The following is a 25,279-nucleotide window of genomic DNA, read 5'->3' as shown; positions in this document are numbered from 1 at the left end:
TCAGATGTTGAGATCGGCGATGCCGGTGTCGAAATGCGGCGCCCAGAACGCCACCGATTCGGCGATCTGCGCGACGACCTGCCGATCCGTCGGCTCGCGTTCCTTGAACGAGAGTTCCAGGCAGATTTCGTTGTCGCGCCCGCCGCCCGCGTGCAGCGCCTCGATGAGCGGTTCCGGCTGAATGCGGCCGCGCGCGTTGTAATCCGCGGTAAACGGGCGATGTCCGCCCTTGTCCATCAACGACTGCTTGATATGGATGATCGGCGACACGCGCGGCACGGCGCGCGCCCACGCATAGGGATCGAAGTCGTCGGGGTTGGAACTGGTGACGTCGCCGTGGTCGATGTCGGCCATCATCCACATGGGAATGGCCATGTTCGCGGCGCTCAGGCGGTCTTGCAGCGCCATGCACGCGGCGATGGTCTCGCCGAATTCGCGGGCAATGGACATCGGTTCCCAGAACACGTATTTCAAGCCGGCCGCTTTGGCATGCTCGGCGACTTCGGCCCAGCAATCGATCGCGGTTTGAAGCAGCGCGTCACGCCGTTGCGGATCGTCGAAATCCCTGTAAGTGAAGATCGCGAACTGCGTGCCGATGGAGTCGCCGCCCAGATCGGCGGTGATATCCGCAAAGGACTTGAACCAGTCGATGTAGTAGCGGCGCACGTCTGCATCCGGGTGACCGAAGTGATTCAGACGGCCATACGGCCCGGTCATGCCCGAGGTGATCCGCACGCCGGTGCGCGTCATCGCCGCGCGCATCTCGCGCGTGAGCCGCCGCGTGGTTGCCGCCGGCCACGACGGATTGATGAACTCGTGCGTCAACTGCACGTCGCGGATTTTCATGTCGTGCGCGATGGTGTCGATCAGGTCGCCCGGTTCGGCGAAGCGGTTCACCAGCGGATTCGTGTTCAGTGCAAGCGTGAATGCCATGTTCGTCTCGTGTCTTTAAGCGGATTTACGCACGAGGCCGTCGAGCCAGGCTTCGAACGCGGACTTCTGCGCGGCGCTCATGTGCAAGCCGTGCTTGGTGCGCCGCGTGAGCATGTCGTCCGCCGACTCGGCCCATTCGTGCGACATCAGGTAGCGCGCTTCCGCTTCGTGGAAGTTCGGTCCGAACTGCTGGCCGAGACCGGCGAGCGAGGTCGCGCCGTCGATCACCTGCGAGGTCAGCGTGCCGTAGGTTTGCGTGTAATAGCGCAGCAGATTGCGCGGCAGCCACTCGTAGCGGCTTTGCAGACTCGCCATGAAGCGCGGCACGTCGGCGCCTTCCATGTCGCCGCCCGGCAGCGTCGCCGATGAAGTCCAGTTGGGGCCCATCTTCGGGAAGGTCGGCTGCAGCTTTTGCAGCGCATGTTCGGCGAGCTTGCGAAACGTCGTGATCTTGCCGCCGAAGACATTCAGCAAGGGCGCGCCGCCGCTGGCGTCGAGATCGAACACGTAGTCGCGCGTGACCGCCGACGGATTGCCCTTGCCGTCGTCGTAGAGAGGACGCACGCCCGAGAACGTCTGCACGATGTCTTGCTTGCGTAACGGATGCTTGAAGTAGCGGTTCACCGCCGTCAGCAGATAATCGATTTCCTCGTTCGATATCTGCACGGTTTCCGGCGCGCCGTCCCACGGCACATCGGTCGTGCCGATGAGCGCCTTGTCGCCCTCATAGGCGTTGATGAAGATCACGCGCTTGTCGTGGTTCTGCACGAGATACGAGTGCGGACCGTCCCAGAACTTCGGCGTAACGATATGACTGCCCTTCACGAGCCGCACCTTGCGCGTCGACTTCGCGCCCGCGCGCCCGATGACATCCGATACCCACGGTCCCGCCGCATTGACGAGCGCGCGTGCGTTCACGACGCGCGTCGATCCCGTGCGCGTGTCGCGCAGTTCGACGCGCCACGCATTGCCCTCGCGCCGCGCGCCGATGCATGCGGTGCGCGTGAGCACTTCGGCGCCGCGCTTGGCGGCATCGACGGCACTCAGCACGACGAGACGCGCGTCGTCGACCCAGCAATCGGAATACTCGAAGCCACGCCGGTACTCGTCCTTGATCGGCGCGCCTTCCGGATTGCGCCACAAGTCGAGCGAACGCGTGCCCGGCAGCTTCTTGCGGCCGCCCAGATGGTCGTACATGAAGAGGCCCGTGCGCACGAGCCATGCGGGACGATCACCCGGACTATGCGGCAGCACGAAGCGCAGCGGCCAGATGATATGCGGCGCGGCATTGAGCAGCACTTCGCGCTCGATCAGCGCCTCGCGCACGAGCCGGAATTCGTAGTATTCGAGGTAACGCAGCCCGCCATGCACGAGCTTGCCGGAACGCGACGACGTGCCCTGCGCGAGATCGTCCTTCTCGCACAGAATCACCGAGAGTCCGCGGCCCGCCGCATCGCGCGCAATACCCGCGCCGTTGATGCCGCCGCCGATGACACACAGGTCCACCCTATCCTTCTCGCTCATCTCAGCGTTCCATGTTCGACGTTAGTTGAGGCCCGCGGCTAGCGCGTTCGGCCGATGCCGCGATTTCAGCAACCGCGCCGTTTCATCCCAGGTCGGTACGAGCGCCTCGCGCGCCTTCCGATACGCGGGAAAAAGCTGCGCATACAACTGCGTCAGTTCCGCATCGGGCGCTTCCACTTGTCCGAGCAGCGGCGTCACCCATTGCGCGATGCACGTGTTCATGTCGGGATACACGCCGAGCGCGACCGCCGCCATCATCGCCGCGCCCGCCGCGCCCGCTTCCTCGCGCAGCGAGATACGCACCGGCGCGCCGACCACCGCGCCGAGCACGCCGCGCAACGCGCCCGAACGCGTCGCGCCGCCGGTGAGACGCAGTTCATCGGGCATTGGAATGCCCATCGACGTATAGCAATCGCGCGCGGCCATGCCGAGCCCTTCGACCACCGCGCGAAACAGATCCGGGTAGCGGCTCTCGCTCGTGAGTCCGATGAAATCCGCGCGCGCGTTCGGGTCCACGAAAGGACCGCGCTCGCCGGCATCGGAGATATAGGGGTGATACAGAAGCGCACCGGGACGTCCCGACTGCAGCCATCCGTCGATACACTTCATCCGGTCGCCGTGCGAAAGGCTCGTGCCGAACTGCGCGAGCAGATCGCACGCGAGATTCAACACCCAGTCCACGTTCAGCGTCGCCGCCATGTTCGACTGCACTTGCGCCGACATCCCCGGCACCGGCAACGCGATCACGTACCCCGTGCCTTCCGCGTTCAGATGGATGTCGGCGTTGTGCATCGCGCGCATGTGCATGCCCGTGGAGCCGACGATCGAGCAACTCGCGCCCGTCGCGCCTTCCGTGTGAATGCCCGCGCCGAGCGCCGTCAGCACGATATCGACGAAGCCCAGACACACGGGCGTGCCTTCGAGCAGGCCGGTCGCGGCGGCGGCATCTGACGTCATCGGATGCATGATCTCCGTGCCGTCGACGATCTCCGGCAACAGGTCGCGCCACGCGGTAAGGCCGAGCGCTTCGATCACCGTGTCGTCGTATTGGCGCGTGCGAAAGTCGCCGTAGGTGAAGCTCGCCTCGGACGGATCGGTGGCGCGCACACCGGTGAGGTTGAGATACAGCCAGTCCTTGCAATGCAGTGCCACTTCGGTGCGTTCGAGCACTTCGGGCGTCGTCGCGGCCATGTGCGCGATCTGCGCGCCCTGACTGCACGCGGCGAGTCCCGTGCCGGTCGCCTGGAACCGCGCGCGGCTCGCCGATCCTTCCTGCAACAGCCGCACCGTGTTCGCGGCGCGCGCGTCGAGCCATAGCCATGCGTCGCTCGCCGGCTTGTTGCCTGCGCCGACGAGCCATGTGCCGTCGCCTTGACCCGTCACCGCCAGCGCGCGCGTGCGTTGCGCGAGACGTTCGATCTTCGCGCCCAGATCCCGCAAGGTCTTCGCGCAGTCGCCCCAAGTTTGATCGAGCGATTGAGTCGCCGCGCCATCGGGGCTCGTGGTGTAGCGGTTCGGCACCGAGGCGACGGCAATCTGCCGTCCCGTCAGGTCGAAGGCCACGGCCTTGATGACCGAGGTCCCCGCGTCGATGCCGATGAGAAGATCGCGTGCGTTCTCGCTTATCACGCCGCCTCCGTCGCGACAGGTTCCAGCTTCAGCGCCAGCGCCGAGGCTTCGTCGGTGATCAGTCCGCTCAGAAGGCCGCTATTGAGCACCGCGCGAATCGCCGCGATCTTCGACGCGCCGCCCGCAATCGCGATGATGCGCCGGCCCTTGAGGTCGTCGAGTTCGGGCGCGACCGTGCGCGCCGCCAGCGATGTTTCGACGGATTGGCCGGTATCGCTGAAAAAATGTCCGAGCAATTCGCCTTGACCGCCCTTGTCGCGCACCTCCTGAATTTCGTCGGGCTCGATCATTTGCGATGCGACGAGTTGCGCGTCCGCATTCACCGATCCGATACCGACGACCATCAGATCCGCATGCGCCGCCATGTCGAACACTTCGCGCACGCCACGCTGCGCCAGCAACACTTCGCGATCCTCGGCCTTGTTGGCGAAAAACGGCAGCGGCAGCACATACGACACCGCGCCCGTCTGCTCGGCAAGCCGGTGAATCACATCATACGGATTTGCCGTGTATTTGCGCGTGACGCCGCCAAGCAAGGACACGAAGCGCACCGTGCCCGCGTCCAGGCGCGGAATGTTCTCTACGACGGCCGCGAGCGTTCGCCCATGTCCTATGCCGATCACGCCGCCTTGCCGCGTCGCGATCTCGCGCTGCATGAAGTGCGCGCCAGCGACGCCAAGGGCACGCAGCGGCAGATCGCCTTCGTTCAGATCGGGGACCACTTCGCAATAGCTAAGACCGAAGCGCTGCGCGAGCTCCGCTTCGAGCACGACGCATTCGGCGACATCGCCGTCGATGGTGAACTTGACTGCGCCGCTCTGATTCGCTCGCATGATCAGCCGATGCGCCTTGACACTGCTCACGCCGAGACGAGCCGCGACGTCGGCCTGCGTCTGACCGGCGGCGTAGTGCAGCCACGCCGCGCGAATCGCAAGACTGTCCTCGGCGTCACGCCTGTCGGCGGATTTCGTCATGTCGTCTCCGTGCGCACGTTGAAGTGATATTTTTTCTACGTGCTGAAATTTTTTTCACTGTAAGCACAATAGGCAACCCGATCCTCGATTACCATCCGCTATAACCCTAGATAAGCATCGCGCAGTCCGAAGGCGGAATGTCGGCTTGACGCGATGCAACAAAAAATTCGGAGACACGATGGAGACGTATCTGCTTGGCGTCGACAGCGGTTCGACAGCCACGAAGGCGGTTGTTTTCGACACGGCCGGGCGCACCGTCGCGGTGGGCAGCCGGCGCGTCGAACAGCGGCAGCCGCGTGCGCGCCATGTCGAACGGGACATGCGAGAAACCTGGGATGCGGCCTGTGGCGCCATTCGCGATGCGTTGAGCGAGATTGCGCCTGGTTCCATTGCGGCCGTCGGCGTAACCGGACACGGCGATGGGCTCTATCTCGTGGATTGCGCGGGCGCGCCGCTCGGCGCCGGCATTCTCTCGCTCGACAGCCGCGCCTTCGACGTCCGGGAACGCTGGCGCGAGGAAGGCGTGCTGGAACGGGCGCTGTCATTGACCGGACAGCAGCCTTATCCGTACGCCGCCGTCAGCCTGCTGAAATGGATTCAGCTCAACGAGCCAGCGCGCTTCGCGCGGATCGGCCATGTCTTGTTTTGCAAGGACTGGCTGCGGCTCTGTCTCACGGGCGTCCCCGCCACCGATCCAACCGAAGCCAGTTCGTCCTTCACCGATGTGAACACGCAGCAGTACAGCGCCGAGGTCATGGCGCTGTACGGCCTGGGGACTATCGGCCAGGCGCTCGCACCCATCGTCGCGTCCACGGCGCAGGCCGGCCGCGTGACGGCGCTTGCCGCATCGCAAACCGGCTTGAAGGAAGGCACGCCCGTCGCAACCGGGCTGCACGACGTCACGTCGAGCGCCCTCGGCATGGGCAACGCCGAACCGGGCGTGTTGTCGGTGACGGCGGGAACGTTCAGCATCAACGAAATACTGTCGGATCGGCGGCAACTCGATCCGCGCTGGTCGTGCCGTAACGGCACACGGCCCGGCCAGTGGATGAACATGTCGATTTCGCCCGCTTCGTCGAGCAATGTCGATTGGGCTTTGCGCGAACTCTTTCAGCACGAAACGCAGGAAGCGGCACGGCGCGGATGCTCGCTGTTCGATCTCATCAGCGACGAAGTGCAGGCGGTGTCGGCCGAACCGAGTTCGGTCATGTTTCATCCCTTCCTGTTCGGTTCTCCGTTCGAGCAGCCGGCGAGCGCGTCGTTCTTCGGCTTGCGCTCGTGGCACCGGCGCGCGCATCTGGCGCGTGCGGTGCTCGAAGGCATGGTGTTCAATCACCGCTGGCACATCGAAGCGTTGACGAGCGCTTTTCCGGCGCATCGTGCGGGGTTGACGGGCGGTGGATCGTCGAGTCCGTTGCTTGCTCAGTCGTTCGCGGATGTGCTTGGCATCGCTATCGACATACCCGAAAGTCAGGAGGCGAGCGCGCTCGGCGCGGCGCTTTGCGCAGGCGTCAGCGTGGGCGTTTTCGACTCGCTTGCCGATGCCGTGGCGCGTGCCTGCCGCGTTGCGCGCACGCATGCGCCGGACCCGCAACGCCACGCGAAGTTCGACGACGCGTACGCGCTCTGGTCGCAACTCATCGCCGCAGTTCAGCCCTTGTGGCCCGCGCTCGACCGCGCGGCCACCTCGCATTGAAGCCGGAGAATCTCGATGACAGAACGAAACCGCAATTTCTTTCTCGACCGGTTGAAGCAGAGCCCGAAGATCGGCGTGTTGATCGTGGGCGGCGGCATCAACGGCGCGGGTGTGTTTCGCGATTTATCGCTGCAAGGCGTCGACTGCCTGTTGATCGACAAGACCGACTTTGCCGCCGGTGCGAGTAGCGCGCCATCGCGGCTCATACACGGCGGCGTGAAGTATCTGGAGACGGGCGAATTTCGCCTCGTCGCCGAATCGACGTTGGAGCGCAACCTGTTGCTGAAGAACGCGCCGCATTACGTGCTGCCGCTCGAAACCGTGCTGCCGATTCACTCGTACTTCGGCGGCATGGTGGCGTCCGCTCGACGCTTCTTCGGCATGAAGGCCAAGCTTGCGGATCGCGGCGCGATCATCTCGAAGATCGGCCTTGCCATGTACGACTTCTTGGGACGGCACGACCGCACGATGCCGCGTCATCATCTCGCGACGCGAGCGCAATCGCTTGAAGGCCTGCCGCTGCTCGATCCGGCAATCAAGGCGACCGCCACGTATTACGACGCCAAGGTGACGCAAGCCGAACGCCTGAATTTCGAACTCGTCGCGGACGGGCTTGCCGCGTGCAAGCAATCGGCGGCGGCCAATTACACGAGCGTGGAGCGCGTCGAGGGCGGCGTCGTGTGGTTGCGCGACCTCGTAACGGACGAGCTCGTCGCGGTGCGGCCCGAGGTCGTCGTCAACGCGGGCGGGGCGTGGATCGACAGCGTGAATGCTTCGCTCGGCATAAAAAGCAAGTACATCGGCGGGACGAAGGGTTCGCATCTGATCGTCGATCACCCCGAGCTCCATGCGCAACTGCGCGGCCGCATGGTGTACTACGGCTCGAAGGACGGGCGCATCTCGCTCATCTATCCCTTCATGGACAAGTTGCTGATCGGCTCGACCGATATCCGCACAAGCGAGCCCGACGCCGTGCGCTGCGAGGACGATGAAGTCGCCTACATGCTCGGCGCGCTGCGGGAAGTTTTTCCACGCGTGGTGTTGAACGAATCGAACATTGCGTTCCGATACAGCGGCGTGCGTCCGCTGCCCTATTCCAATGCCGCCGATCCCGGCGATGTAAGCCGCGATCATGCGATGCATGTGGATCGTCTTGCCGGCACGCAAGTCCCGGTTTTATCGCTCGTCGGCGGCAAGTGGACGACGTTTCGCGGATTCGCCGAAACGGTCACCGACGACACGCTCGCACGCCTCGGACGCTCACGCGCGGTCCGCACGCGTCACACGGCGATCGGCGGAGGCCGCGATTTTCCGCGCGATGCGTATGCACGGGCCGAATGGATCGGCGATGTCGTTCGACAGTATGGGGTGTCGGCCGAGCGTGCCGACGGCTTGCTCACGCGCTATGGCACGACTGCTTCGGCAGTCGCGGCGTTTTGCGCGGGCGCACCGGATCGGCCCTTTGGCAGCGCATCGGACTTCACGGTGCGCGAGATCGAGTACCTGTGCGCGCACGACATGGTCACGCGTCTTGCGGACCTATTCTTCCGTCGCACGACGATCGCGATCTCCGGACATCTGACGAACGCGCTGTTGCTCGAAGGCGCGGAGATCGCGGCACAGGTGCTGGGTTGGGACGAACTTCGCAAGCAAAAGGAAATCGATGCGACGCGTCAAGCGGCTCGCGAGCGGCATGGCATTGCGCTGCCCAGAGTCGAACTCGCGCGACAGACTATCGATTGATGCGAAGCCTCGGTTATCGCATTGCGGACTAAGGTTAGCTCGATCAATCTGTTCCGCCCGCATGGGTTGCGTTGATACGATTTCTGCTTTCGTTCAGCCCACTCATTCCCATGATTGCACCGGTAAAACTCAGGACGTTCCTGCTCGCGCTGACGTTGAGCCAAGCTGTCTTCATCTCGCCCGGCTTCGCCGCGGACAATGCCGCGCACACACTGCGAGTGGGCTTCGTGCCCGGCCCTTACGCGGACGAGTTTCGTCAGGGCGTCGAACCGCAACTCTCGAAGAAGGGCTACACCGTGCGCTACGTCGAGTTCAGCACCGGCCTGGAAGCGAACCAGGCGGTGTATCGCGGCGAGATAGCGGCCGACGTGATGCAGCACAGCGTGTATCTGAAGTCCTATAACGACCGCAACGGCACCGATCTCGTCGGCGTGGTGCAAGTGCCCACGCCACCGATGGGCCTCTTCTCCACGAAGCACCATGCGCTTGCCGAGGTCCGGAAAGGCGCTACGGTTGCAGTGCCCAACGATCCCGTCAATCTGGAACGCGCGCTCAAGATCCTTCAGCGTATCGGCTGGATTCGCATCCGTCCGAATCCGAATCCTGTCGATGTAACCGAGCGCGACGTGACCGATAATCCTGCCGGCATCAAGCTCGTGCTGCTCGAATCGGCACAGGCGCCGCGCGCGCTGGAAGACGTGGATTTTGCGGCGATTCAGGGCAACTTCGCGGTATCGAGCGGACACGCTCTGACCACGGCGCTGGCGCTCGAGGAGATGACTTCGCCCTACGTGAATCAGGTCGTGGTGAAAGCCGCGAACCAGCATTCGCAGACCACCGACGATATCGTCGAAGCGTATCGTTCGGATGCGTTCAGGCAAGCCATCGTCGGCAATCACGCGTATGACGGCTTTCGGCTGCCCGACTATTTTTCTCGATGACTTCGAGCGGCGCCCCCTTCACTGCTGTGCGCGACTGCTCGAAGCGAGCAATCGTTTGATCGAAGCAAGCCCACGTTCGTGCGCTGGCGGCATGGATGTCCATGCATCGGCTTGCATCGGAAATGTCGTCGAACGAGAAAAACGGATGAACGTGACCTGCGGATGAGTTCACGCGAAACGCAGATTGTTCTCCTCGACCCAACCCGCGAGCCAGAGTTCGAGCTTGGCCGGCGGCAGCGGGCGGCTCAAATGAAATCCCTGCGCAAGATCGCATTGCAACTCCCGCGGGCGCGTCATCATTTGTTCGCTCTCGACATCTTCCGCCACGACCTTCAGTCCCATGTTGTGCCCGAGATCGATGGTCGAGCGCACGATGGTCTCGTCGTCTTTATGATCCGTCATGCCCATGACGAAGGATCGATCGATCTTGATCTCGTTCCCGGGCATGCGCTTCAGGTACGACAAAGAAGAGTATCCGGTGCCGAAGTCGTCGACAGACAGGCGAATGCCGAGCGCATGCAGACGGTCGAGGGTTTCGATAGCATGGTTCGGGTCGTCCATGCGTTGGACTTCGATCCTGTGGTCAATGCCGCGCGCCAAGCAGCAGCCAGCGAGCGGGCACCGACGCGATTGCGGAATAACGGCGCATGAGTATGAAGCGCCGTTTTCCCACATCGATAAATCAGGCAGCCAGATTCACAGGCAAGTCCACGACATGCCAGTACGACGCATATTCCGGCCCTCGCGGCGCACTCGATAACTTTCTGGTGAAGCGCACATAAACCTTGAGCGCAGTGCCCGTGTAAGTGTCCGCGAGAGCGATCCTCAGATAGACCTGCTTGCCATCGAGGACATTCGGCGTCGCAAGCGAGTTATTGACGTTCGGGCCGCCGCCGTTCGTCAAGTTCACCGTGCTCGGTCGGGCAATGGGCGCCGGGCTCGCCTGATTCGTCAAGACGATGCTCGTAACCTGCCCCGCCATCACGGCCCATTCCACGGTCCAGTTTGCGTTGAAGGAGGCGAAGTCGTCCCCGTACGCACCGGTGTAGCCCTGAATGGTCATGCATAGCAATTGGCCGGACTTGAGACCCGCGGTTGCCGTCGTCGCGCTGTCATAGGTGGTCTGCGTTTCGTCGCCGATACGAAAGCGTCCGATCACATAGCCGCCGCTGCTCATTCCGTTCACCGTGGAAACAGCAAGCCGGGTCTTGATGGTGTCCCAGGTCGGATTGTCCTGTGGCTCGGTCCACGTTGCGTACGGTACGTCGGTAGCCCAAGTTGGCACATCCGGTAATACCGAGCGGCCCGCCCACTGATACGCGGAGAACGGGCTGACCTCGGAAAGCACGGGGCCATCGAAGCCCACACCCTTCTTCTGCGTGAGGAGCCAGTCCTGCCACGGATAAACACTCGTAACGGGCGTGGCCGGGAAATACTGCGTGCCCGACAGCGCGTGCGTTCCCGTCACCACGTCCAGCTTGATGTTGCGTTTGCCGAGAGCGGACAAGTCGTTGTAGACCCGGTACGCTTCGTTCACTGGAATGTACTGATCCTGCGCCCCGTGCGCGATATAGAGGTTGACGTCCTTTAGCTTGGTCAGGTCTGCTTCGTTGCCCCAGGTCGTATGGACGACCGTTCCTGAATTGATGAAGAGTGCCGCGAACAGATCGGGTTGCAACGATGCCGCTTCGTAGGACCAACCCGCGCCCTGCGAGATGCCTGTTGCGTATATGCGCGTCGAGTCGACATTGCCTACGCGCGTCGAGATGGCCTTCATCAACTCGCCGATGGCGTTCATATAGACCATCTCGGCGTCGTAGTTGACGCATGCTTCCCAAGGCACGGTCACCGTCACGATGTATGACGGATACTTCGCCTGCAAGGCCGCGTTTGCGAAATCCGCCGCGCCGTTGGAGGCATAAAAGTTGGCCGTCATGTTGGCGTCGTTGCCCAACCCGCCCAGCACGGCCACCAGCGGATATGTCGTCGATGCCACCGTTTTCGGCGTGTAAAGCCGCACGTACATCTGGCCGACGCCGTCGTTTGCTGTCCCGACTGCATCCAGCGTTTTGTCGATGGGAAACGTCCACTTGTACCATTCGAAGTCGGTGTAAGTGTCTGGATTCGCGGCTTTGGCCGTTGGATCGAGCGCCAACGTCCCTGAAGAATTGGATGAATCGTCTCCGCCCCCGCCGCACCCGACGAGCAACGCGAGCGGCGCGGCGCCGAGTAATCTGGCAAAGTCTCGCCGACTCATGCCTTCGCGACGCGCATCGCTCGCTTTTACGCCGTGCTTCTGGCTCGCGTCATCGTCCGGTTTCCTGAACATCGTCTCTCTCCTCGTTTGAATGCATGGATCGAACGCATGAGCTAACGTGCCTTCGGTCGATCGCGTCAGCCGTTTTGTTTTTGTAAATGTACTGACTAGTTCGCATGCGGATCAGTAGGAGAACACCTTACGATCGTTTTTTCTCTTTATGGTCTAGTGGGATGCGACGAAGGTAATTAGTGCTGTGACGCGCCGCACCAACGTAACGGCGGATAGGGACTTCGTAAGCGGTGCTTTACTACGATCGCGCGACGACATGATCATCGCGCGAAGATTTCAGACCGGACCTTTGAGCGTCCGATCGAAGAATTCGATCATCGTGGACCAACCGCGCTCGGCGGCCTCTTGGTCGTAGACCGGAAAATCCGGCTTCATCCAGCCGTGCGCGGCGCCGGTATAGGTCTCAGCGACATACCGAACGCCGGCCTGCTTCAACGCGTCTTCGAAGCGCTGCGCCATGGATGACGGATAACTTCCATCGGCGTCGGCCGCTGCGATATAGAGTTCGGCCTTTAGTCGTGGCGCTGAAAGATGCGGGCTGTCAGGGGCATCCGTTGCGAGATTGCCGCCGTGAAAGCTTGCCACCGCCGCGAAGCGATCGGGATATTGGCCAGCGGCGGTGATAGCCATGCCGCCGCCCATGCAAAAACCGACCGCGCCGATACGTTCGGGTTCAACGTCCGTGCGCGTGTCGATGTAGGCAAGCAATGCTTCTGTATCTTCGGCCGCCTTCGCGTTACCCGTGGTGACCATCAGTGGCCCGAGGATCGCTCGCACATCGCCCTTGAATACTTCCACGGGATCGAAAGGCCCATACGAACCGTAGCGATAGAAAAGGTCTGGCAGCAGAACGACATAGCCCGCGTTCGCCAGCCGTTGCGCCATATCCGATACAGCTGGACGTATGCCGCCCGCATCCATGTAGAAGACGATGGCCGGCGAGGGCGTTGCCGTATCGGCGGTGAAAACGTGAACGGGACACGTCCCGTCGCGAGTGGAAACGCTCACGTTTTCATAAGCCATGATGTCGTGCCTTGAGTCGAGAGCCGTGCTTGGGAATTGTCGAGAGATCATGTGTGAGCAAGACGCTTCAATCCTTGACCAAACCGCCATCGACGACGAGGTTCTGTCCCGTCACCGCTCGCGCCCACGGTGAGAGAAAGAACAGCACTGCGTCGGCGAATTCTTCCGGCGTCGTGACACGGCGCAACGGCGTGAATCCGGCAACCATATCGAACACGGCTTCGGGCGTCGCGCTGCTGGCGTCGGTCGTGCGCAAGAGTCCGCCGGACACCATGTTCACCGTGATGCCGTCCGGTCCGAGATCGTTCGATGCAGTTCTCGTCAACGCGAGCAATGCCGCCTTGGCCGCCGTGTAGTCGTGATAAGGCACGACGGGGTTCTGAAAAAGGTTGGTGCCGACATTCACGATACGGCCAAAGCCAGCGGCACGCATTGCAGGCAACGCGGCTTGAATCGTATTGAGCGCGCCCTTGAGGGCGCCTTCGATCTGCTGCTGAAAGCGCGTCCATTCGATATCGCCGATCTTCGGTCGCGCGTCGCCATCGAAGCTGAATTCGGCAAGCGCGTTGTTCACGACGGCATGTATCGGCCGGCCGCTTTTAGCGAGCGCTTCGTCGAACAGACGCGCGACGGATGCCTGATCCGTGATGTCGGCCTGAACCGCCACGACGCGCGGTCCAAGCCGCTCGACCAGCGCGTTCGCTTGCGCTTCGCTACGACGATAGTTGATGACGACACTGGCGCCTTCACGCGCGAGGGCTTCAGTGATCGCCGCGCCCAGTCCGCGCGCGCCGCCGGTGACGAGTACGTTTTGTTCAGACAGCAGCATCGACATCTCCAAGGTTTGTTCTGGAATAGCCGATGCATTATGCAGCATGGGGTTAAGCGGCGCGTAAGTACACACGCGCTTCAGGCGCGCCGCAGCCTTCGTTTAAGGCGCACGCAGTTCCGTCACGAGCAATCTTTGCGTCTAATTTAGCTAGACCATAGCGTGGCTTCGGACAGCGCCTGCGCGGCTATCAGCCTTCGCCAGAGCGCTCGAAAAAATTGCAAGCCACGCGCTTCTTGCCAGCAACCGTCAATGCAGCCACTAAACCCAATTCGCTCAGGCGAGATCGACTTGTCGCGGTCGCAGAATCTTTTCGAATTCTTTTCTTAAGATGCAATAGCAAGCGCACGCCTGCTTCTCCAAACCAGCGCGATCGAGAATTTCAATGCTGCCTCGGCCGTGCCGAATCAAGCCTGCATCGTGAAGTTTGCCCGTCGCCTCGGTGACGCCTTCTCTTCGCACGCCAAGGCTGTCCGCGACGCCTTGTTGGGTGACGCGCAAAACCATTGACGGCGCCCGGTCCGCTTGCGTCAATAACCATCGGCACAATTGCTGGCGCAGCGAATGATGTCGGTTGCACGCGGCTGTTTGTGCAACCTGGGTCAGCAACGCCTGCGTGTATAGAAGCATTAAACGGCGCAAGAACGCCGAACGGCCAATGAGTTCACGCAACGCATGAGCCTTGATGCGGTACGCAGATCCGGGAAACTGGACCTGAACACGCGTTGGCATGAACTTGCCGCCCGTTAGCACCGGCAAACCTGTCATGCCCTCGCGCCCGACGGCGGCAATCTCGGTCGATGCACCGTCCTCCACCATGTGAAGAAGCGAGATGATCGACGTAGTCGGAAAATAGACATACTGCATTTGTTGGCCGGGATCATACAGGCGTTGTTCGCTACGCAGTTCGATCAACTCCAGATGGCGCGCGATCTCTTTCCACTCCGGCGCGGGAAGCGAACATAGCAAGGCATTACCATGCAGATCCGATGTCAAATTCAGCATGCTCTTCGCTCGTTTAAGCTATTGCATAACCTTAGCATTTTTTCGTTTGCAGGTTGCTTTTAGCCTTAAGCGGTTGTTGGTCTGGCAGCTGTCCTGTCAAGCGAAAGCTATAAGCGCTTAGCGTCTTAGCAGTCGTCTTGTTAAGGCGCCATCAAGGTCTGATCTTAAGCCTTGAACGGCTTTTGTCGAAGTGGTGACAGCCAGCTAAGAAGCTGCTTCTTTAGACGTTAAGGCATTAATGGCTGAATTTGGCTCAAGCGTCTTTGAAGATCGCCACCGCTGATTCTTCTTCTTAGAATCGAACGAATCGCTCTGTTGCCAGCCATCGTCGTGAGTCAAAAATCCGAGCACGACTGTCTGTTGTTTTAGGCAAAGTCAGCCACCCGACCTCCGCCGCGCTCCGACTGCTTGCTTGCCATCGTGCCGCCGATAGTGATTCTTGCCCTTTCGACGAATGCTCTCCAACATGTGCGTGAACATAACCCGATTCTTTCTAAATAATTCTATTTTCCTGTCATATACATTTCATCATCCGGCCTTACATTCCTCTTTCGACGCTGCACGCGGGCCGAGTGCCTAAGCAGCCTGATCCCCCGATCATCGATAAAAACAGGAACTCCCCATGTCCGACCGGACGAATCTTTCCCGCCGCCGCACGCTTAAACTTCTTGCGGGGGCGCCGATGTTACCGCTCGGCGGATTCGCCGCCGCCACGACGCTCGCCGGCTGCGGCGGCAGTGATTCCAATGCGGCCCCGGCTGCCACCGCGGCGTTCGCAAGCGCGGCATTCACGTCGATGGCCGCACCCACGCTTAACGACCCCGCGTCGATGGCGACGACCACGGTAAAGTCGTCGCTCAACGTCACGTTCGCGGATGGCACCACGCAAGCGTACAAGCTCGCCTATCAACCGTTCTTCGTCACCGGCGACATGGTACCGAACGGCAGTGGCGGCAACATCCTTGCAGGCGGTTATTACGATATCAACGGCCAGCCGATCGTCGATACCTCGGTGCCGGGCAAGGAGCGTCAGTTTTATTCCGACTGCCCCGACGGCAGTTCGTTGCTCACGCTTGCCAATGCAACGGTGCCGGGCATCAAGGGCAAGACCGTATTTGCCGTGGTGCAGTTCGAATACACCACGCGGGATCAGAGCCTCGCGTCGCAGTACGGCCAGTTACCCTCGCCTATCGCGGTATTGACGCTCGATCAGAACCCGACGACGGGCCACCTCACGCTGGTGAAATATCACAACGTAGACACCTCGAAAGCGAACGGTCTATGGATCACGTGCGGCGCGAGCCTTTCGCCCTGGAATACGCACTTGTCGAGCGAGGAGTACGAGCCGGACGCGTCGAGCATCGCGAAGAACGCGCAGTTCAAGGCTTTCAGCCTAGCGCTATACGGCAACGCGACGCGCGCCAATCCCTACCACTACGGGCACTTGCCGGAAGTCACGGTGAATCCGGACGGGACGGCATCGATCAAAAAGCATTACTGCCTCGGACGCATTTCACACGAATTGATCCAGGTGATGCCGGACCAACGCACCGTCATGATGGGCGACGACGCGACCAACGGCGGCTTGTTCATGTTCATCGCGGACAAAGCGGCGGACCTCTCGTCAGGCACGCTGTACGTCGCCAAGTGGACGCAGACCTCCTCGGCGGGCGCGGGATCGGCGAACCTCTCGTGGATTCGCATCGGCAATGCCACGAGCGCTGAAATCGAAGCACTCGCCGGATCACTCAAGGCAGCCGACATCATGGACATCGCCACCGCGGACCCGGCGGACGCCAGCTACACGAAGATCAATTTCAACGGCACGTTCAACTGGGTCCGCGTCAAGCCGGGCATGGACAAAGCGGCGGCGTATCTGGAAACGCACCGCTATGCGGCGCTTATTGGCGGCAGCCTGGGATTCACGAAGCTCGAAGGCACGACGGTCAACTCGAAGGACAAGATCGTGTACACGGCGATGTCCCGAGTCGAGAAATCGATGGTCAAGGGCAACGCGGCCTCGCGCGATGTCGCGGTCGACAAGACCATCGTCGCAGGCGCAGTGTACGCGCTCAATCTCAAGGCCGGTCAGAAAGACGTGACGGGCGCGGCGATAGACAGCGAATGGGTGCCGGTCGACATGGCCGCGCCCGCCGCGCTCGTCGGCGAGGACCTGGCTGCGCCCGACGCGCTCGGCAACCTCGCGAACCCCGACAAGATCGCGAATCCGGACAACCTGAAGTTCTCGGAGAAGCTGCGCACGTTGTTCATCGGCGAAGATTCCAGCACACACGTGAACAACTTCCTTTGGGCCTATAACGTCGATACCCAAACGCTTGCACGCGTGCTTTCGTGCCCGTCGGCGGCGGAATCCACCGGATTACACGCGGTCGACGAGATCAACGGCTGGACCTACATCATGAGCAACTTCCAGCATGCGGGCGACTGGGAGAGTCCGCTGCATGACAAGGTCAAGGCGACCGTCGATCCTTTACTGCGCGCGAATTATAAGGATCGATTCGGCGCGACTGTCGGTTATCTCACTGGCGACGCGAGCAGCATCAGGCTGGCGAAAGCTTGAGAAGCGGCATGCCGGCACTTCGCCGCATCTGCGATAGATGAATCGAACTTGAATCTGCAGCCAGGCCCGCAGTGTCGCTCACGACCGTCGGGCCTGACGATAAAAACCGCTACGACGCGTTCGCCTCAAGCAAACTACTTGACGGCACCCGACGACATGTCCGAACTCTGCGGCATGGCTTGCGACGAGGCTTTGTTGCCCGGCTCATAGGTTCGGTTCACATCTCCCGGATCTCTGTTCCACGGACTCGACACTGGCTCGCTGTGGTAGGTCCTTTCGGACGTAGCCGCGCCATGAGCACCACCGCTGCCGCTCCCGCCGTTACCGTTTCCGCCCGCCAGCGCGGGCATGGACACCAGCGCGGAAACGAGTGAAGCCAACACGCACGAAACCTGGACATACGACGCAGTCTTTGCCATTTCGGAACTCCTTAAGGACCACAAGCCTCGACACCCGTGTTCGATTCGTCGGTCTGATTTTGATAGAGCCGCGACGGGTCAAACATGCCGCTGCAAAATCAAATACGTAGAAGCCTGGGTGTTGGATGCAGCATTTCTTTTATTCGTCAGAGTATGCAGTTGCTTTTCCGCCAACGAACAAAGACGATCCACGGGTACAAATCTGGCTAAAGCGCTCACTTGGAGCGCTGATCGAGGAACGAATTCAGCGCTCGGTCCCGACCATCCAGAGAAACTCATGCTCCCTTACAGCAGACAGGGCCAAGGCGACGTCACCTTCGTGCTCATGCATTTTTTAGGCGGCTCACACCGTACTTGGTTTCCTACGTTGCCTTTTCTCGACCATGAACACCTTTGCGTCGCGCTCGATACCCCCGGCTTCGGCGATGCCGCGCATATCGAAGGCTACAGCGTGAGCGAGATGGCCGATCACATCGACGCTACCATCCGTGCATTGCAACTCGAACGTTGCGTGCTCGTCGGTCATTCGATGACGGGCAAAGTCGCGGTTGTGCTCGCGGCCCGCAAGCCGGACTATTTGGCAGGCTTGATCCTCGTCGCGCCCTCGCCTCCCGGACCGCAACCCATGAGCGAGCAGGACCGGGAACAGCAACGAGCGTATGGCAAGACTCGGCCGGAAGCGGAAGCGTTCGTGGATGAATCGAGCGCACACCGCTTGCCGGATGATGTTCGCGAAGTCGCAATCCGCGATGCCCAACGCGTCGATCTCGTTGCCTGGCGCGCATGGGTGGACGGCGGCAGCAAGGAGGATTGGAGCGATCGCATCGGTACGCTCGATTATCCGGCGTTGCTCGTTTGCGGCGCGGACGATAAGCAAGTGCCCGGTCCGGACGAGCAACGCATGACAACATTGAAGCATTTTCCGAATGGCAACGTGAGCGTGATCGATGGCGCAGGCCACCTCATGCCCTTGCAGACGCCGCGGATCTTGGCACAGGAGATGCTGAATTTTGCAGAGACGCTTTAGCCACGACGACTTGCGTGGTTGCGGAATCAATCAACTAAGGGGAATCCATGGACTTGGGAATCAGGGGGCGCGTGGCGCTCATCACCGGCGCGAGCGGCGGCATCGGTCTCGCGGTTGCAAAACAATTGAGTGAGGAAGGCGTGCATCTGGTGCTGTCGGACGTGGATCAACAAAAGCTCGAAAAGGAAAGCGGCGCGCTCGCGCAATCCAGCTTGTTGATTGCGGCCGATATGACCAAGCAACAAGAGGTAGACGATCTCGTCAAGCGAGGCACGGAACGGTTCGGGCAGATCGACATCGTGGTTCATACGGCTGGCGTTACCGGCGCAAAAGGCGATCCGCTCGCACTGGCGGATGCAGACTACGAGGAAGCTTGGGCGACCGACTTTTTTTCGGCTGTACGTGTGGCTCGTGCGGCCATTCCGCCCATGCGTGCGAAAGGCTGGGGGCGCTTCGTTTGCATCACGTCCGAGAACGCGGTGCAGCCTTACTGGGAAGAGGCGGTGTACAACGTTGCCAAGGCCGCGCTTGCTGCATTCATCAAAAATCTGTCCTACAAAGAGGCTGCACACGGCGTGCTGTGCAATACCGTCTCGCCTGCATTCATCGAAACCGGCATGACGAACGGCATGATGGAAAAACGCGCCAAGCAAATGGGCGTGTCCTTCGACGAGGCGGTCAAGAGTTTTCTCGACGAGGAACGGCCGGGAATCGTTCAAAAGAGACGAGGTCAGCCCGAGGAAGTCGCGGCGGCCATCGCTTTGCTGGTTTCGGATCGTGCGTCGTTCATCAACGGCAGCAACGTTCGGGTGGATGGCGGCTCGGTTCAGGCAATCCAGAACTGATTTTGATACGAAGCGCGCACGCTCGCCAGACATGCGCGCTTCAAAGCCAGCCCATTGCCGATGCCTTGAGCGTTGCCGCCGCGCGTGTCGAGCATTCGAGTTTGCGAAAAATATTCTCTACGTGTGTGCGCACCGTGCTTGGACTCAAGACGAGTTCGCGTGCGGCTTCCTTGTTACTCGCGCCGCGTGAGATCGCTTTCAAGACGTCGATCTCTCGCACGGAGAGCAGCGCACGCGACGGAGCATCGCTTACCTGATGTCTTACGGGAGCGTCGGCGTCGGTGAGCAGCGCATCGACCGCATTGGCATCGAAGCGGCCTTTAGCGACTTCGTCGAGCATTCTCTGTGCGGCCTCGTTGGGTGAAAGCGCCGCTCGCCACGGACGCAGTGAACGAAGCGCCACCCATGCAACAGACGCGGCCAGCACGCGCGCTTCCAACCCAAGCGCCTGATCGCGCACGCCGCGAAAATAGCCCGAGCCGTCGAGGCGTTCATAGGCATACGATGCGACCTCCGCCGCTTCACCTATCGCGCCCGCCAGACGTCCCGCACGCGACGTCCAGTACGGCACCAGACGCACCTTTTCCCACGCGCTTTCGCTCAAACGCTCCGGTTGATTCCACACCGCGTTAGGCACCGACGCGCGGCCAATGCCGTGGATCAACCCGGCGTGATAGACCCGGGCGCGCGCTTCATCGCTCGAGGTGAGCCGGGCGCACGCCGCCAGTGCCGTCGATGCAACCGCGCGCGAGAAGCCCGTCATCCACGGAAGTTTGAGGTCGATGACGTCTGCAATCAACTCCGGCGAAGTGGTCTGCCGCATGTGCGCGGTTGAAAGAACCGCATCGACTTCGGCGGGCGTCAGGCAATCCAACTCCTTCAGCCAATGCACCGCATGGCGCTTCGCATATCCTACAAGCACTGCCGGATAGCGCATGTCGGCGCGCTTCGCGATTTTAGCGAGCGCCCCGTCCACGCCATACACGCGGCTGTAGATTTCCAGATCGCCCGCTAGCGAGACGATGGACACAGGCACGGGAACCGCTTCGTGCGTGAGATGCGAAGGCAAGCCGCGACCGTCCCACGTCTCGAAGATGTGCCGCAACGCCGTTTCGGTCGCGCGCGCGAGTCCGAGCATGCGCGCCACTTCTCCCGCGACCTCGCAATGGGTCACGGCAAGCGGCGTGAGCGCCGCGCCAGCGTCGCCGAGCGCTTCGAGCGGTTCCGCCCAATCCGGATGATCCTCGAGCATGGCCTGGCGAAACGCTACATCGTCACCGAAAACCTGCGCGAAGCCCGACGCATTTGCCGTGCAACCGGACCAGCGCAGCAACGCCGCCTCGCGCACTACGTCGGCATTCGCGATCGCGAGACCGGCCGCACTCGCCAGACGCGAGGCGAGCCACGCCGTACGAGGCGAGTGGTCGGTTGGCTGCCCCATGCTCAAGTCACCGATGAAGGCGAGCGCCTTCACACAATCGAACACGAGCAAGGGAGACTGGCCGGCTTCCTGATCAGTCATGGGATGACCACGGGAGTTTTGCACGGAAATGCGCCCACTATACGCGACATCGATTTCCCATAGCCTCGGTCATTTGACCGATGCACAGTGCACGCGCGAGGTGCAAAGATCTCGGTCATCGTGAAGCGCCAACCAGTCATTGCAAGGAGTCACCATGTCCGACTACTCACTGCCAGAAAAAACGCTCGCCAACGCAGAGCGCTGGCTCAAGAACTACTATTTCACCCGCGCGGCGGTTTCGATCGTATGGGTGGCGCTGGCCTTCGTGGTCGGATTGCACTCCGTGGCCGGCGCGGCGGTTTTGCTGGTCATCTACCCGGCATGGGATGCGCTCGCGAACTATATCGACATGTCGCGAAGCGGCGGGAAGACCGGCAATCGCACGCAGGCGATCAACGTTGCGATCAGCGCGGCCACGACCGCCGCCGTGATCATTGCGCTCAAAACGAATACGGCATGGGTCCTCGGCGTCGTCGGCGTCTGGGCCATCTTGTCCGGGCTGCTTCAACTCGCCACCGCGTTACGTCGATGGAAGCGCTTCGGCGCGCAATGGGCCATGGTTCTTAGCGGCGCGCAATCGGCACTTGCAGGGTGCTTCTTTCTGGCGCTTACACCCGCACCTCTTACGCTTGCGATTTCGAAGATAGCCGGTTACGCGGGCGTCGGTGCGGCCTACTTCCTTATCTCGGCCTTGTGGTTATCGGCTGCGCAATTTCGGCGCCATCGCGCGAGCACGGTCTGAGCAATCGAGCGCGCCGAGATGGGTTGCAGCGAAGAACGCCCTTACAACGACCGCGATGTACAGCACCTTTATTTGTACCCCTGCGCCTGTAGGCCGAACAGGTGCGCATAACGTCCATTCAGCGCGAGTAGTTGTCGATGGCTTCCGCTTTCCAGTATCCGCCCCTGGTCCAGCACGATGATTTGGTCGGCTCCTCGCACGCTCGAAAAACGATGTGAAATCAGAATGGACATCCGCTGCCCTGACTGCGCCTGAAACTGCTCGAACACCCCAGCCTCGGCTTCGGGGTCGAGGGCGGCGGTCGGCTCGTCGAGAATCAGGATATCCGCGCTTTCCCGCATATAGGCCCTTGACAGTGCAATCTTCTGCCACTGCCCGCCCGAGAGTTCTCGACCACCCGCAAACCAGCGTCCGAGTTGAGTCTCGTATCCGTTCTCCATCTGCTCGATGAACGCGGCAGCCATGCCCTTCTGCGCCGCTTCGCTCCATCGGGTCCTGTCCGAGAAGGCTTCGATATCGCCGACGCCCAAGTTCTCGCCAGCCTTGAACTGGTAACGAATGAAGTCCTGGAAAATGACACCGATCCGGCGACGCAGTGTGTATTCGTCCCACTCCTGGAGGTCCGAACCATCGAGAAGGATACGACCGGCGGACGGCGTGTAAAGGCGCGTGAGAAGCTTGATGAGCGTGGTCTTGCCCGAGCCGTTCTCGCCTACCAAAGCAAGTGTCTGCCCAGGCTTCAAATCGAAGCTGATGTCGGTCAGTGCCGGGCGCTCGGCACCCGGATAAGCGAACGACACACGCTCGAACTGCAGACCTTGTCCCGGATACGTTCCTTGAGTCAGATGACCGGAGCTCACGTTTTCGGGCTGCGCGAGGAACTCGAACAAGTCGCTCAGGTAGAGACCATCCTCGTAGAGCCCGCCAATCGAGGACAGGCTGCTGCTCACCGCACTCTGACCTTGCCTGAACAGCACGAGGTACATCGTCATCTGACCCAGCGAGATGGCTCCGCTCACCGTCTCAAGGACAATCCATGCATAAGCCGCGTAGAAGGCGATGGTGCCGACCACGCCGAGCAGAAAGCCCCAACCGTCTCGTCGCAACGTGAGTGCGCGGTCTTCGGCATAGAGCTTCTCGAAGGTGTCGCGATAGCGCTGCAGAAGAAGCGGGGCAAAGCCAAACAGCTTGACTTCCTTGATGTTCGCTTCACTCGAGAGCAGAGACTCGATGTAATTCTGCTGTCTGCTTTCGGGCGTCCTTCGCCCAAAGAGCCGGAAGGCGCTACCCGAGAATCGCGCTTCGGAAATAAAGCTCGGTATGGCACCGACGACCAGAATGACAAGCGCCCATGGCGAAAACCTCACGAGCAACACCGCGAAAGTCGTGACGGAGATGAGGTTTTGTACCAGACCGAGCGACTTCATCACGAGCGACAACGGCCGTGAAGACGCGTCTCGCCGTACTCTTACAAGGCGGTCGTAGAACTCTGAATCCTCGAATTGAACGAGACTCAATTTTTGAGCCTTCTCCAATATAAGCAGGTTGACCTTCTGCCCGAGTTGCGCGCGGAGTAGCGCCTGCAGCAAGGACAACGACCGCTGGCTTGCCGCAAGCGCGATGAGCACCAATGCTTCGAGGAGGAGATAGCGAACGACCGGCCAATGTAAGCGATGCGCTGGTTCGTGGGAGGCCGTGACGACCGCGTCGACGATACGCTGCCCAATGACCGCGGCCGCCGCGGGAAGCACGCCGGCAACGATGGTCGCGACGAGAAGCCCACTGAGAAATAGCGGTGACGTGCTCCAGACGAGCATGAACGCTTGCGTAGCTCGCTTGAGAAACTCGCCGACCTGACGCAGCATTTTCATGGTTCTGCTAGGCGACATTAGAATGAGAGATGATCCGGAATATGCAGTGGATGCCTGGTCGCACGTGGCGAGCCCGCCAACGTAGACGGTCCCGTTGTCCGCGAGACGAGCTTACCTCACAACGAATGGCAAGACCGCATGAACAGACGTGCGCAGACCGTATGAGCGGTCGGTAAGAAAACACGCTTCTCCGGGAACTCCCACCAACGGCATCCGCTGCTTCGCTTCCGGACGTGCGGAAATCTGGAGCTGCAATGGCTGGGAGCCTTGGAAATAGAATACAGTCCGGCAGTTCAGCACGTGGGTATGGCCGGCGTCCGGACGGCAAGATTGATTGACCACAAGGAAGACGCATGGACTTCGATGCAGTCGTATTGGGCGGGGGTATTGTCGGAACGTCGATAGCGATTCATTTGCAGCGCCGTGGACTCGCCGTTGCACTGATCGATCGCAAGCCTCCAGGCAATGAAACCTCACTCGGCAATGCAGGGATAATTCAGCGCGAGGGCGTTTATCCCTATGCTTTCCCTCGTGACCTCGCCAAGATTGCCAGGTATGCGAGCAATCGCGCCACGGATGTTCGATTTCATGCGGCAGCAATGCCTAAGCTAGTGCCGTTTCTTTATCGTTATTGGTATCATTCGCGCGCCGACCGTCACGCAAAGATTGCGAAGGCTTACTCGACCCTCATCGAGCACAGCGTCTCGGAGCATCGCGAGTTGATCGAAGCGGCCGGAGCGCAATCTTTAGTGCGAACGCAAGGCTGGATAAACGCTTTCCGAACTTCAAAAGCGTTCGAAGCGGCCATGGCGGAGGCGTCGCATTGGCAGGACGCCTATGGCATCCCGTTCGACGTTCTCGCCGATGGCGCTTTACAGGCAGCGGAATCCTCTCTTGGTCCCGCGCTCAGATATGCAATCCGGTACTCGTCGGCGGAGTCCGTGAGCGATCCATCGGGGCTCGTCGGCGCTTACGCGAAATTATTCGAAAAGCTCGGCGGCACGTTCTTCATTGGCGACGCGTCGACACTCGAGTCCGGGTGGCGAGTCACCACCGAGTCGGGTGTGGTCACCGCGGACCAGGTCGTCGTTGCCTTGGGACCGTGGGCCAATGACGTCACGACGAAGCTGGGTTACGCGTTGCCGCTCGAAGTAAAGCGCGGCTACCACATGCACTATGCGGCGAAGCCTGGAGCAACGTTGAATCAGCCCGTTCTCGATGCGGAAATCGGTTACGTCATCACGCCGATGGTTCGTGGCATCAGATTGACGACCGGCGTCGAGCTAGGCTTTCGTGACTCACCGAAAACGCCTGTGCAACTCGAGGCCGTGGAGCCCTTCGCCCGTCAGACGTTTCCAATCGGCGAACGACTCGACGAGGCGCCCTGGCTCGGACGCCGGCCTTGCACGCCCGACATGATGCCTGTCATCGGTCGCGCACCGAATCATGAGAAGCTTTGGTTCGCCTTCGGGCACGCTCATCACGGGCTGACCCTCGGTCCCGTTACCGGACGGCTCATCGCCGAGTTGATGACGGGCGAAGATCCGTTCGTGGACCCGCATCCGTTCCGGGCGGAGCGGTTTTAGGCCGCTTAGCGTTTGCAAGGCGAGTGCAGCAACGCGAGCAAATCGAGGGAACATTCCCGC

The 25,279-nt window shown here is 61.1% G+C and carries 19 protein-coding genes; 8 read left to right on the top strand and 11 right to left on the bottom strand.

Annotated features, from left to right (window positions below):
* The 4 genes from NCT03_RS28070 to NCT03_RS28055 are packed head-to-tail and all read right to left on the bottom strand — an operon-like array spanning window position 1 to window position 5,060.
* Window positions 1-933: a sugar phosphate isomerase/epimerase family protein gene (locus tag NCT03_RS28070; RefSeq protein WP_250494737.1), complete on the bottom strand. Its 933-nt coding sequence runs from the start codon at window positions 931-933 to the stop codon at window positions 1-3.
* Between the two features lie 15 nt (window positions 934-948).
* Window positions 949-2,457, bottom strand: coding sequence for a glycerol-3-phosphate dehydrogenase (locus NCT03_RS28065; RefSeq protein WP_250494736.1), 1,509 nt, complete (start codon window positions 2,455-2,457; stop codon window positions 949-951).
* Between the two features lie 21 nt (window positions 2,458-2,478).
* Window positions 2,479-4,086, bottom strand: coding sequence for an FGGY-family carbohydrate kinase (locus NCT03_RS34215; protein ID WP_250494735.1), 1,608 nt, complete (start codon window positions 4,084-4,086; stop codon window positions 2,479-2,481).
* Window positions 4,083-5,060, bottom strand: coding sequence for a sugar-binding transcriptional regulator (locus NCT03_RS28055; protein WP_250494734.1), 978 nt, complete (start codon window positions 5,058-5,060; stop codon window positions 4,083-4,085). The genes NCT03_RS34215 and NCT03_RS28055 overlap by 4 nt, the downstream gene beginning before the upstream one ends.
* 178 nt (window positions 5,061-5,238) lie before the next feature.
* Between NCT03_RS28055 and NCT03_RS28050 the strand changes: the two genes are divergently transcribed.
* The 3 genes from NCT03_RS28050 (at window position 5,239) to NCT03_RS28040 (ending at window position 9,440) form a co-directional block, all read left to right on the top strand.
* A complete protein-coding gene (locus tag NCT03_RS28050) occupies window positions 5,239-6,756 on the top strand; it encodes an FGGY-family carbohydrate kinase (RefSeq protein ID WP_250494733.1) in 1,518 nt (505 codons plus the stop codon).
* A gap of 15 nt (window positions 6,757-6,771) precedes the next feature.
* Window positions 6,772-8,499, top strand: a complete 1,728-nt coding sequence (locus NCT03_RS28045; protein ID WP_250494732.1) for a glycerol-3-phosphate dehydrogenase/oxidase — start codon at window positions 6,772-6,774, stop codon at window positions 8,497-8,499.
* Between the two features lie 110 nt (window positions 8,500-8,609).
* The gene (locus NCT03_RS28040; protein WP_250494731.1) at window positions 8,610-9,440 is read left to right on the top strand and encodes a MetQ/NlpA family ABC transporter substrate-binding protein; all 831 of its coding nucleotides are present in this window, start codon (window positions 8,610-8,612) and stop codon (window positions 9,438-9,440) included.
* 168 nt (window positions 9,441-9,608) lie between these two features.
* Here NCT03_RS28040 and NCT03_RS28035 read toward each other — a convergent pair whose 3' ends face one another.
* The 5 genes from NCT03_RS28035 to NCT03_RS28015 all read right to left on the bottom strand — a co-directional run bounded on the left by NCT03_RS28035 (window position 9,609) and on the right by NCT03_RS28015 (window position 14,626).
* Window positions 9,609-10,001 (bottom strand): EAL domain-containing protein, encoded by a 393-nt coding sequence (locus tag NCT03_RS28035; protein ID WP_350030179.1) that lies wholly within the window; start codon window positions 9,999-10,001, stop codon window positions 9,609-9,611.
* Window positions 10,002-10,122: 121 nt separating this feature from the next.
* The gene (locus NCT03_RS28030; protein ID WP_250494730.1) at window positions 10,123-11,769 is read right to left on the bottom strand and encodes a carboxylesterase family protein; all 1,647 of its coding nucleotides are present in this window, start codon (window positions 11,767-11,769) and stop codon (window positions 10,123-10,125) included.
* A gap of 276 nt (window positions 11,770-12,045) precedes the next feature.
* The gene (locus NCT03_RS28025; RefSeq protein WP_250494729.1) at window positions 12,046-12,792 is read right to left on the bottom strand and encodes a dienelactone hydrolase family protein; all 747 of its coding nucleotides are present in this window, start codon (window positions 12,790-12,792) and stop codon (window positions 12,046-12,048) included.
* A 67-nt stretch (window positions 12,793-12,859) separates the two neighbouring features.
* On the bottom strand, window positions 12,860-13,621 hold the full coding sequence (locus NCT03_RS28020; RefSeq protein WP_250494728.1) for a 3-oxoacyl-ACP reductase: 762 nt from the start codon (window positions 13,619-13,621) through the stop codon (window positions 12,860-12,862).
* A gap of 276 nt (window positions 13,622-13,897) precedes the next feature.
* Entirely contained in the window at window positions 13,898-14,626 is a 729-nt protein-coding gene (locus NCT03_RS28015) for a Crp/Fnr family transcriptional regulator (RefSeq protein ID WP_250494727.1), read from the bottom strand.
* A gap of 622 nt (window positions 14,627-15,248) precedes the next feature.
* Here NCT03_RS28015 and NCT03_RS28010 point away from each other — a divergent pair.
* The 3 genes from NCT03_RS28010 (at window position 15,249) to NCT03_RS28000 (ending at window position 19,498) form a co-directional block, all read left to right on the top strand.
* Entirely contained in the window at window positions 15,249-17,207 is a 1,959-nt protein-coding gene (locus NCT03_RS28010) for a PhoX family protein (protein WP_250494726.1), read from the top strand.
* Window positions 17,208-17,555: 348 nt separating this feature from the next.
* Window positions 17,556-18,653 carry an alpha/beta fold hydrolase gene (locus NCT03_RS28005; RefSeq protein ID WP_250494725.1) on the top strand — a complete coding sequence of 366 codons (1,098 nt, stop codon included), beginning with the start codon at window positions 17,556-17,558 and terminating at the stop codon, window positions 18,651-18,653.
* A gap of 47 nt (window positions 18,654-18,700) precedes the next feature.
* Entirely contained in the window at window positions 18,701-19,498 is a 798-nt protein-coding gene (locus NCT03_RS28000; protein ID WP_250494724.1) for an SDR family NAD(P)-dependent oxidoreductase, read from the top strand.
* Window positions 19,499-19,538: 40 nt separating this feature from the next.
* On the opposite strand, the gene NCT03_RS27995 is transcribed toward NCT03_RS28000, so the two are convergent.
* Window positions 19,539-21,020, bottom strand: coding sequence for an HD domain-containing phosphohydrolase (locus NCT03_RS27995; protein ID WP_250494723.1), 1,482 nt, complete (start codon window positions 21,018-21,020; stop codon window positions 19,539-19,541).
* 154 nt (window positions 21,021-21,174) lie between these two features.
* Between NCT03_RS27995 and NCT03_RS27990 the strand changes: the two genes are divergently transcribed.
* The gene (locus tag NCT03_RS27990; protein ID WP_244830465.1) at window positions 21,175-21,762 is read left to right on the top strand and encodes a DUF308 domain-containing protein; all 588 of its coding nucleotides are present in this window, start codon (window positions 21,175-21,177) and stop codon (window positions 21,760-21,762) included.
* 68 nt (window positions 21,763-21,830) lie between these two features.
* On the opposite strand, the gene NCT03_RS27985 is transcribed toward NCT03_RS27990, so the two are convergent.
* Window positions 21,831-23,633 (bottom strand): ABC transporter ATP-binding protein, encoded by a 1,803-nt coding sequence (locus tag NCT03_RS27985; protein WP_250494722.1) that lies wholly within the window; start codon window positions 23,631-23,633, stop codon window positions 21,831-21,833.
* Window positions 23,634-23,986: 353 nt separating this feature from the next.
* Here NCT03_RS27985 and NCT03_RS27980 point away from each other — a divergent pair, with 353 nt between their 5' ends.
* Window positions 23,987-25,219, top strand: coding sequence for an NAD(P)/FAD-dependent oxidoreductase (locus tag NCT03_RS27980; protein ID WP_250494721.1), 1,233 nt, complete (start codon window positions 23,987-23,989; stop codon window positions 25,217-25,219).
* Window positions 25,220-25,279: the final 60 nt, after the last annotated feature.

The sequence above is a fragment of the Caballeronia sp. GAWG1-1 genome, from assembly GCF_023631465.1.
In the GTDB taxonomy this organism is placed as follows: Bacteria; Pseudomonadota; Gammaproteobacteria; order Burkholderiales; family Burkholderiaceae; genus Caballeronia.
The sequence above is the reverse complement of the archived record's forward strand: the minus strand, read 5'-3'. Positions and strand labels throughout refer to the sequence as shown.

Coding starts and splice junctions, on each gene's coding strand:
- NCT03_RS28020 (WP_250494728.1), bottom strand. CDS start 13,621: ATGCTGCTGTCTGAACAAAACGTACTCGTCACCGGCGGCGCGCGCGGA.
- NCT03_RS28065 (WP_250494736.1), bottom strand. CDS start 2,457: ATGAGCGAGAAGGATAGGGTGGACCTGTGTGTCATCGGCGGCGGCATC.
- NCT03_RS27990 (WP_244830465.1), top strand. CDS start 21,175: ATGTCCGACTACTCACTGCCAGAAAAAACGCTCGCCAACGCAGAGCGC.
- NCT03_RS27995 (WP_250494723.1), bottom strand. CDS start 21,020: ATGACTGATCAGGAAGCCGGCCAGTCTCCCTTGCTCGTGTTCGATTGT.
- NCT03_RS27980 (WP_250494721.1), top strand. CDS start 23,987: ATGGACTTCGATGCAGTCGTATTGGGCGGGGGTATTGTCGGAACGTCG.
- NCT03_RS28015 (WP_250494727.1), bottom strand. CDS start 14,626: ATGCTGAATTTGACATCGGATCTGCATGGTAATGCCTTGCTATGTTCG.
- NCT03_RS28005 (WP_250494725.1), top strand. CDS start 17,556: ATGGACACCAGCGCGGAAACGAGTGAAGCCAACACGCACGAAACCTGG.
- NCT03_RS28035 (WP_350030179.1), bottom strand. CDS start 10,001: ATGGACGACCCGAACCATGCTATCGAAACCCTCGACCGTCTGCATGCG.
- NCT03_RS28055 (WP_250494734.1), bottom strand. CDS start 5,060: ATGACGAAATCCGCCGACAGGCGTGACGCCGAGGACAGTCTTGCGATT.
- NCT03_RS28050 (WP_250494733.1), top strand. CDS start 5,239: ATGGAGACGTATCTGCTTGGCGTCGACAGCGGTTCGACAGCCACGAAG.
- NCT03_RS28000 (WP_250494724.1), top strand. CDS start 18,701: ATGGACTTGGGAATCAGGGGGCGCGTGGCGCTCATCACCGGCGCGAGC.
- NCT03_RS28040 (WP_250494731.1), top strand. CDS start 8,610: ATGATTGCACCGGTAAAACTCAGGACGTTCCTGCTCGCGCTGACGTTG.
- NCT03_RS28030 (WP_250494730.1), bottom strand. CDS start 11,769: ATGTTCAGGAAACCGGACGATGACGCGAGCCAGAAGCACGGCGTAAAA.
- NCT03_RS27985 (WP_250494722.1), bottom strand. CDS start 23,633: ATGAAAATGCTGCGTCAGGTCGGCGAGTTTCTCAAGCGAGCTACGCAA.
- NCT03_RS28045 (WP_250494732.1), top strand. CDS start 6,772: ATGACAGAACGAAACCGCAATTTCTTTCTCGACCGGTTGAAGCAGAGC.
- NCT03_RS28010 (WP_250494726.1), top strand. CDS start 15,249: ATGTCCGACCGGACGAATCTTTCCCGCCGCCGCACGCTTAAACTTCTT.
- NCT03_RS28025 (WP_250494729.1), bottom strand. CDS start 12,792: ATGGCTTATGAAAACGTGAGCGTTTCCACTCGCGACGGGACGTGTCCC.
- NCT03_RS28070 (WP_250494737.1), bottom strand. CDS start 933: ATGGCATTCACGCTTGCACTGAACACGAATCCGCTGGTGAACCGCTTC.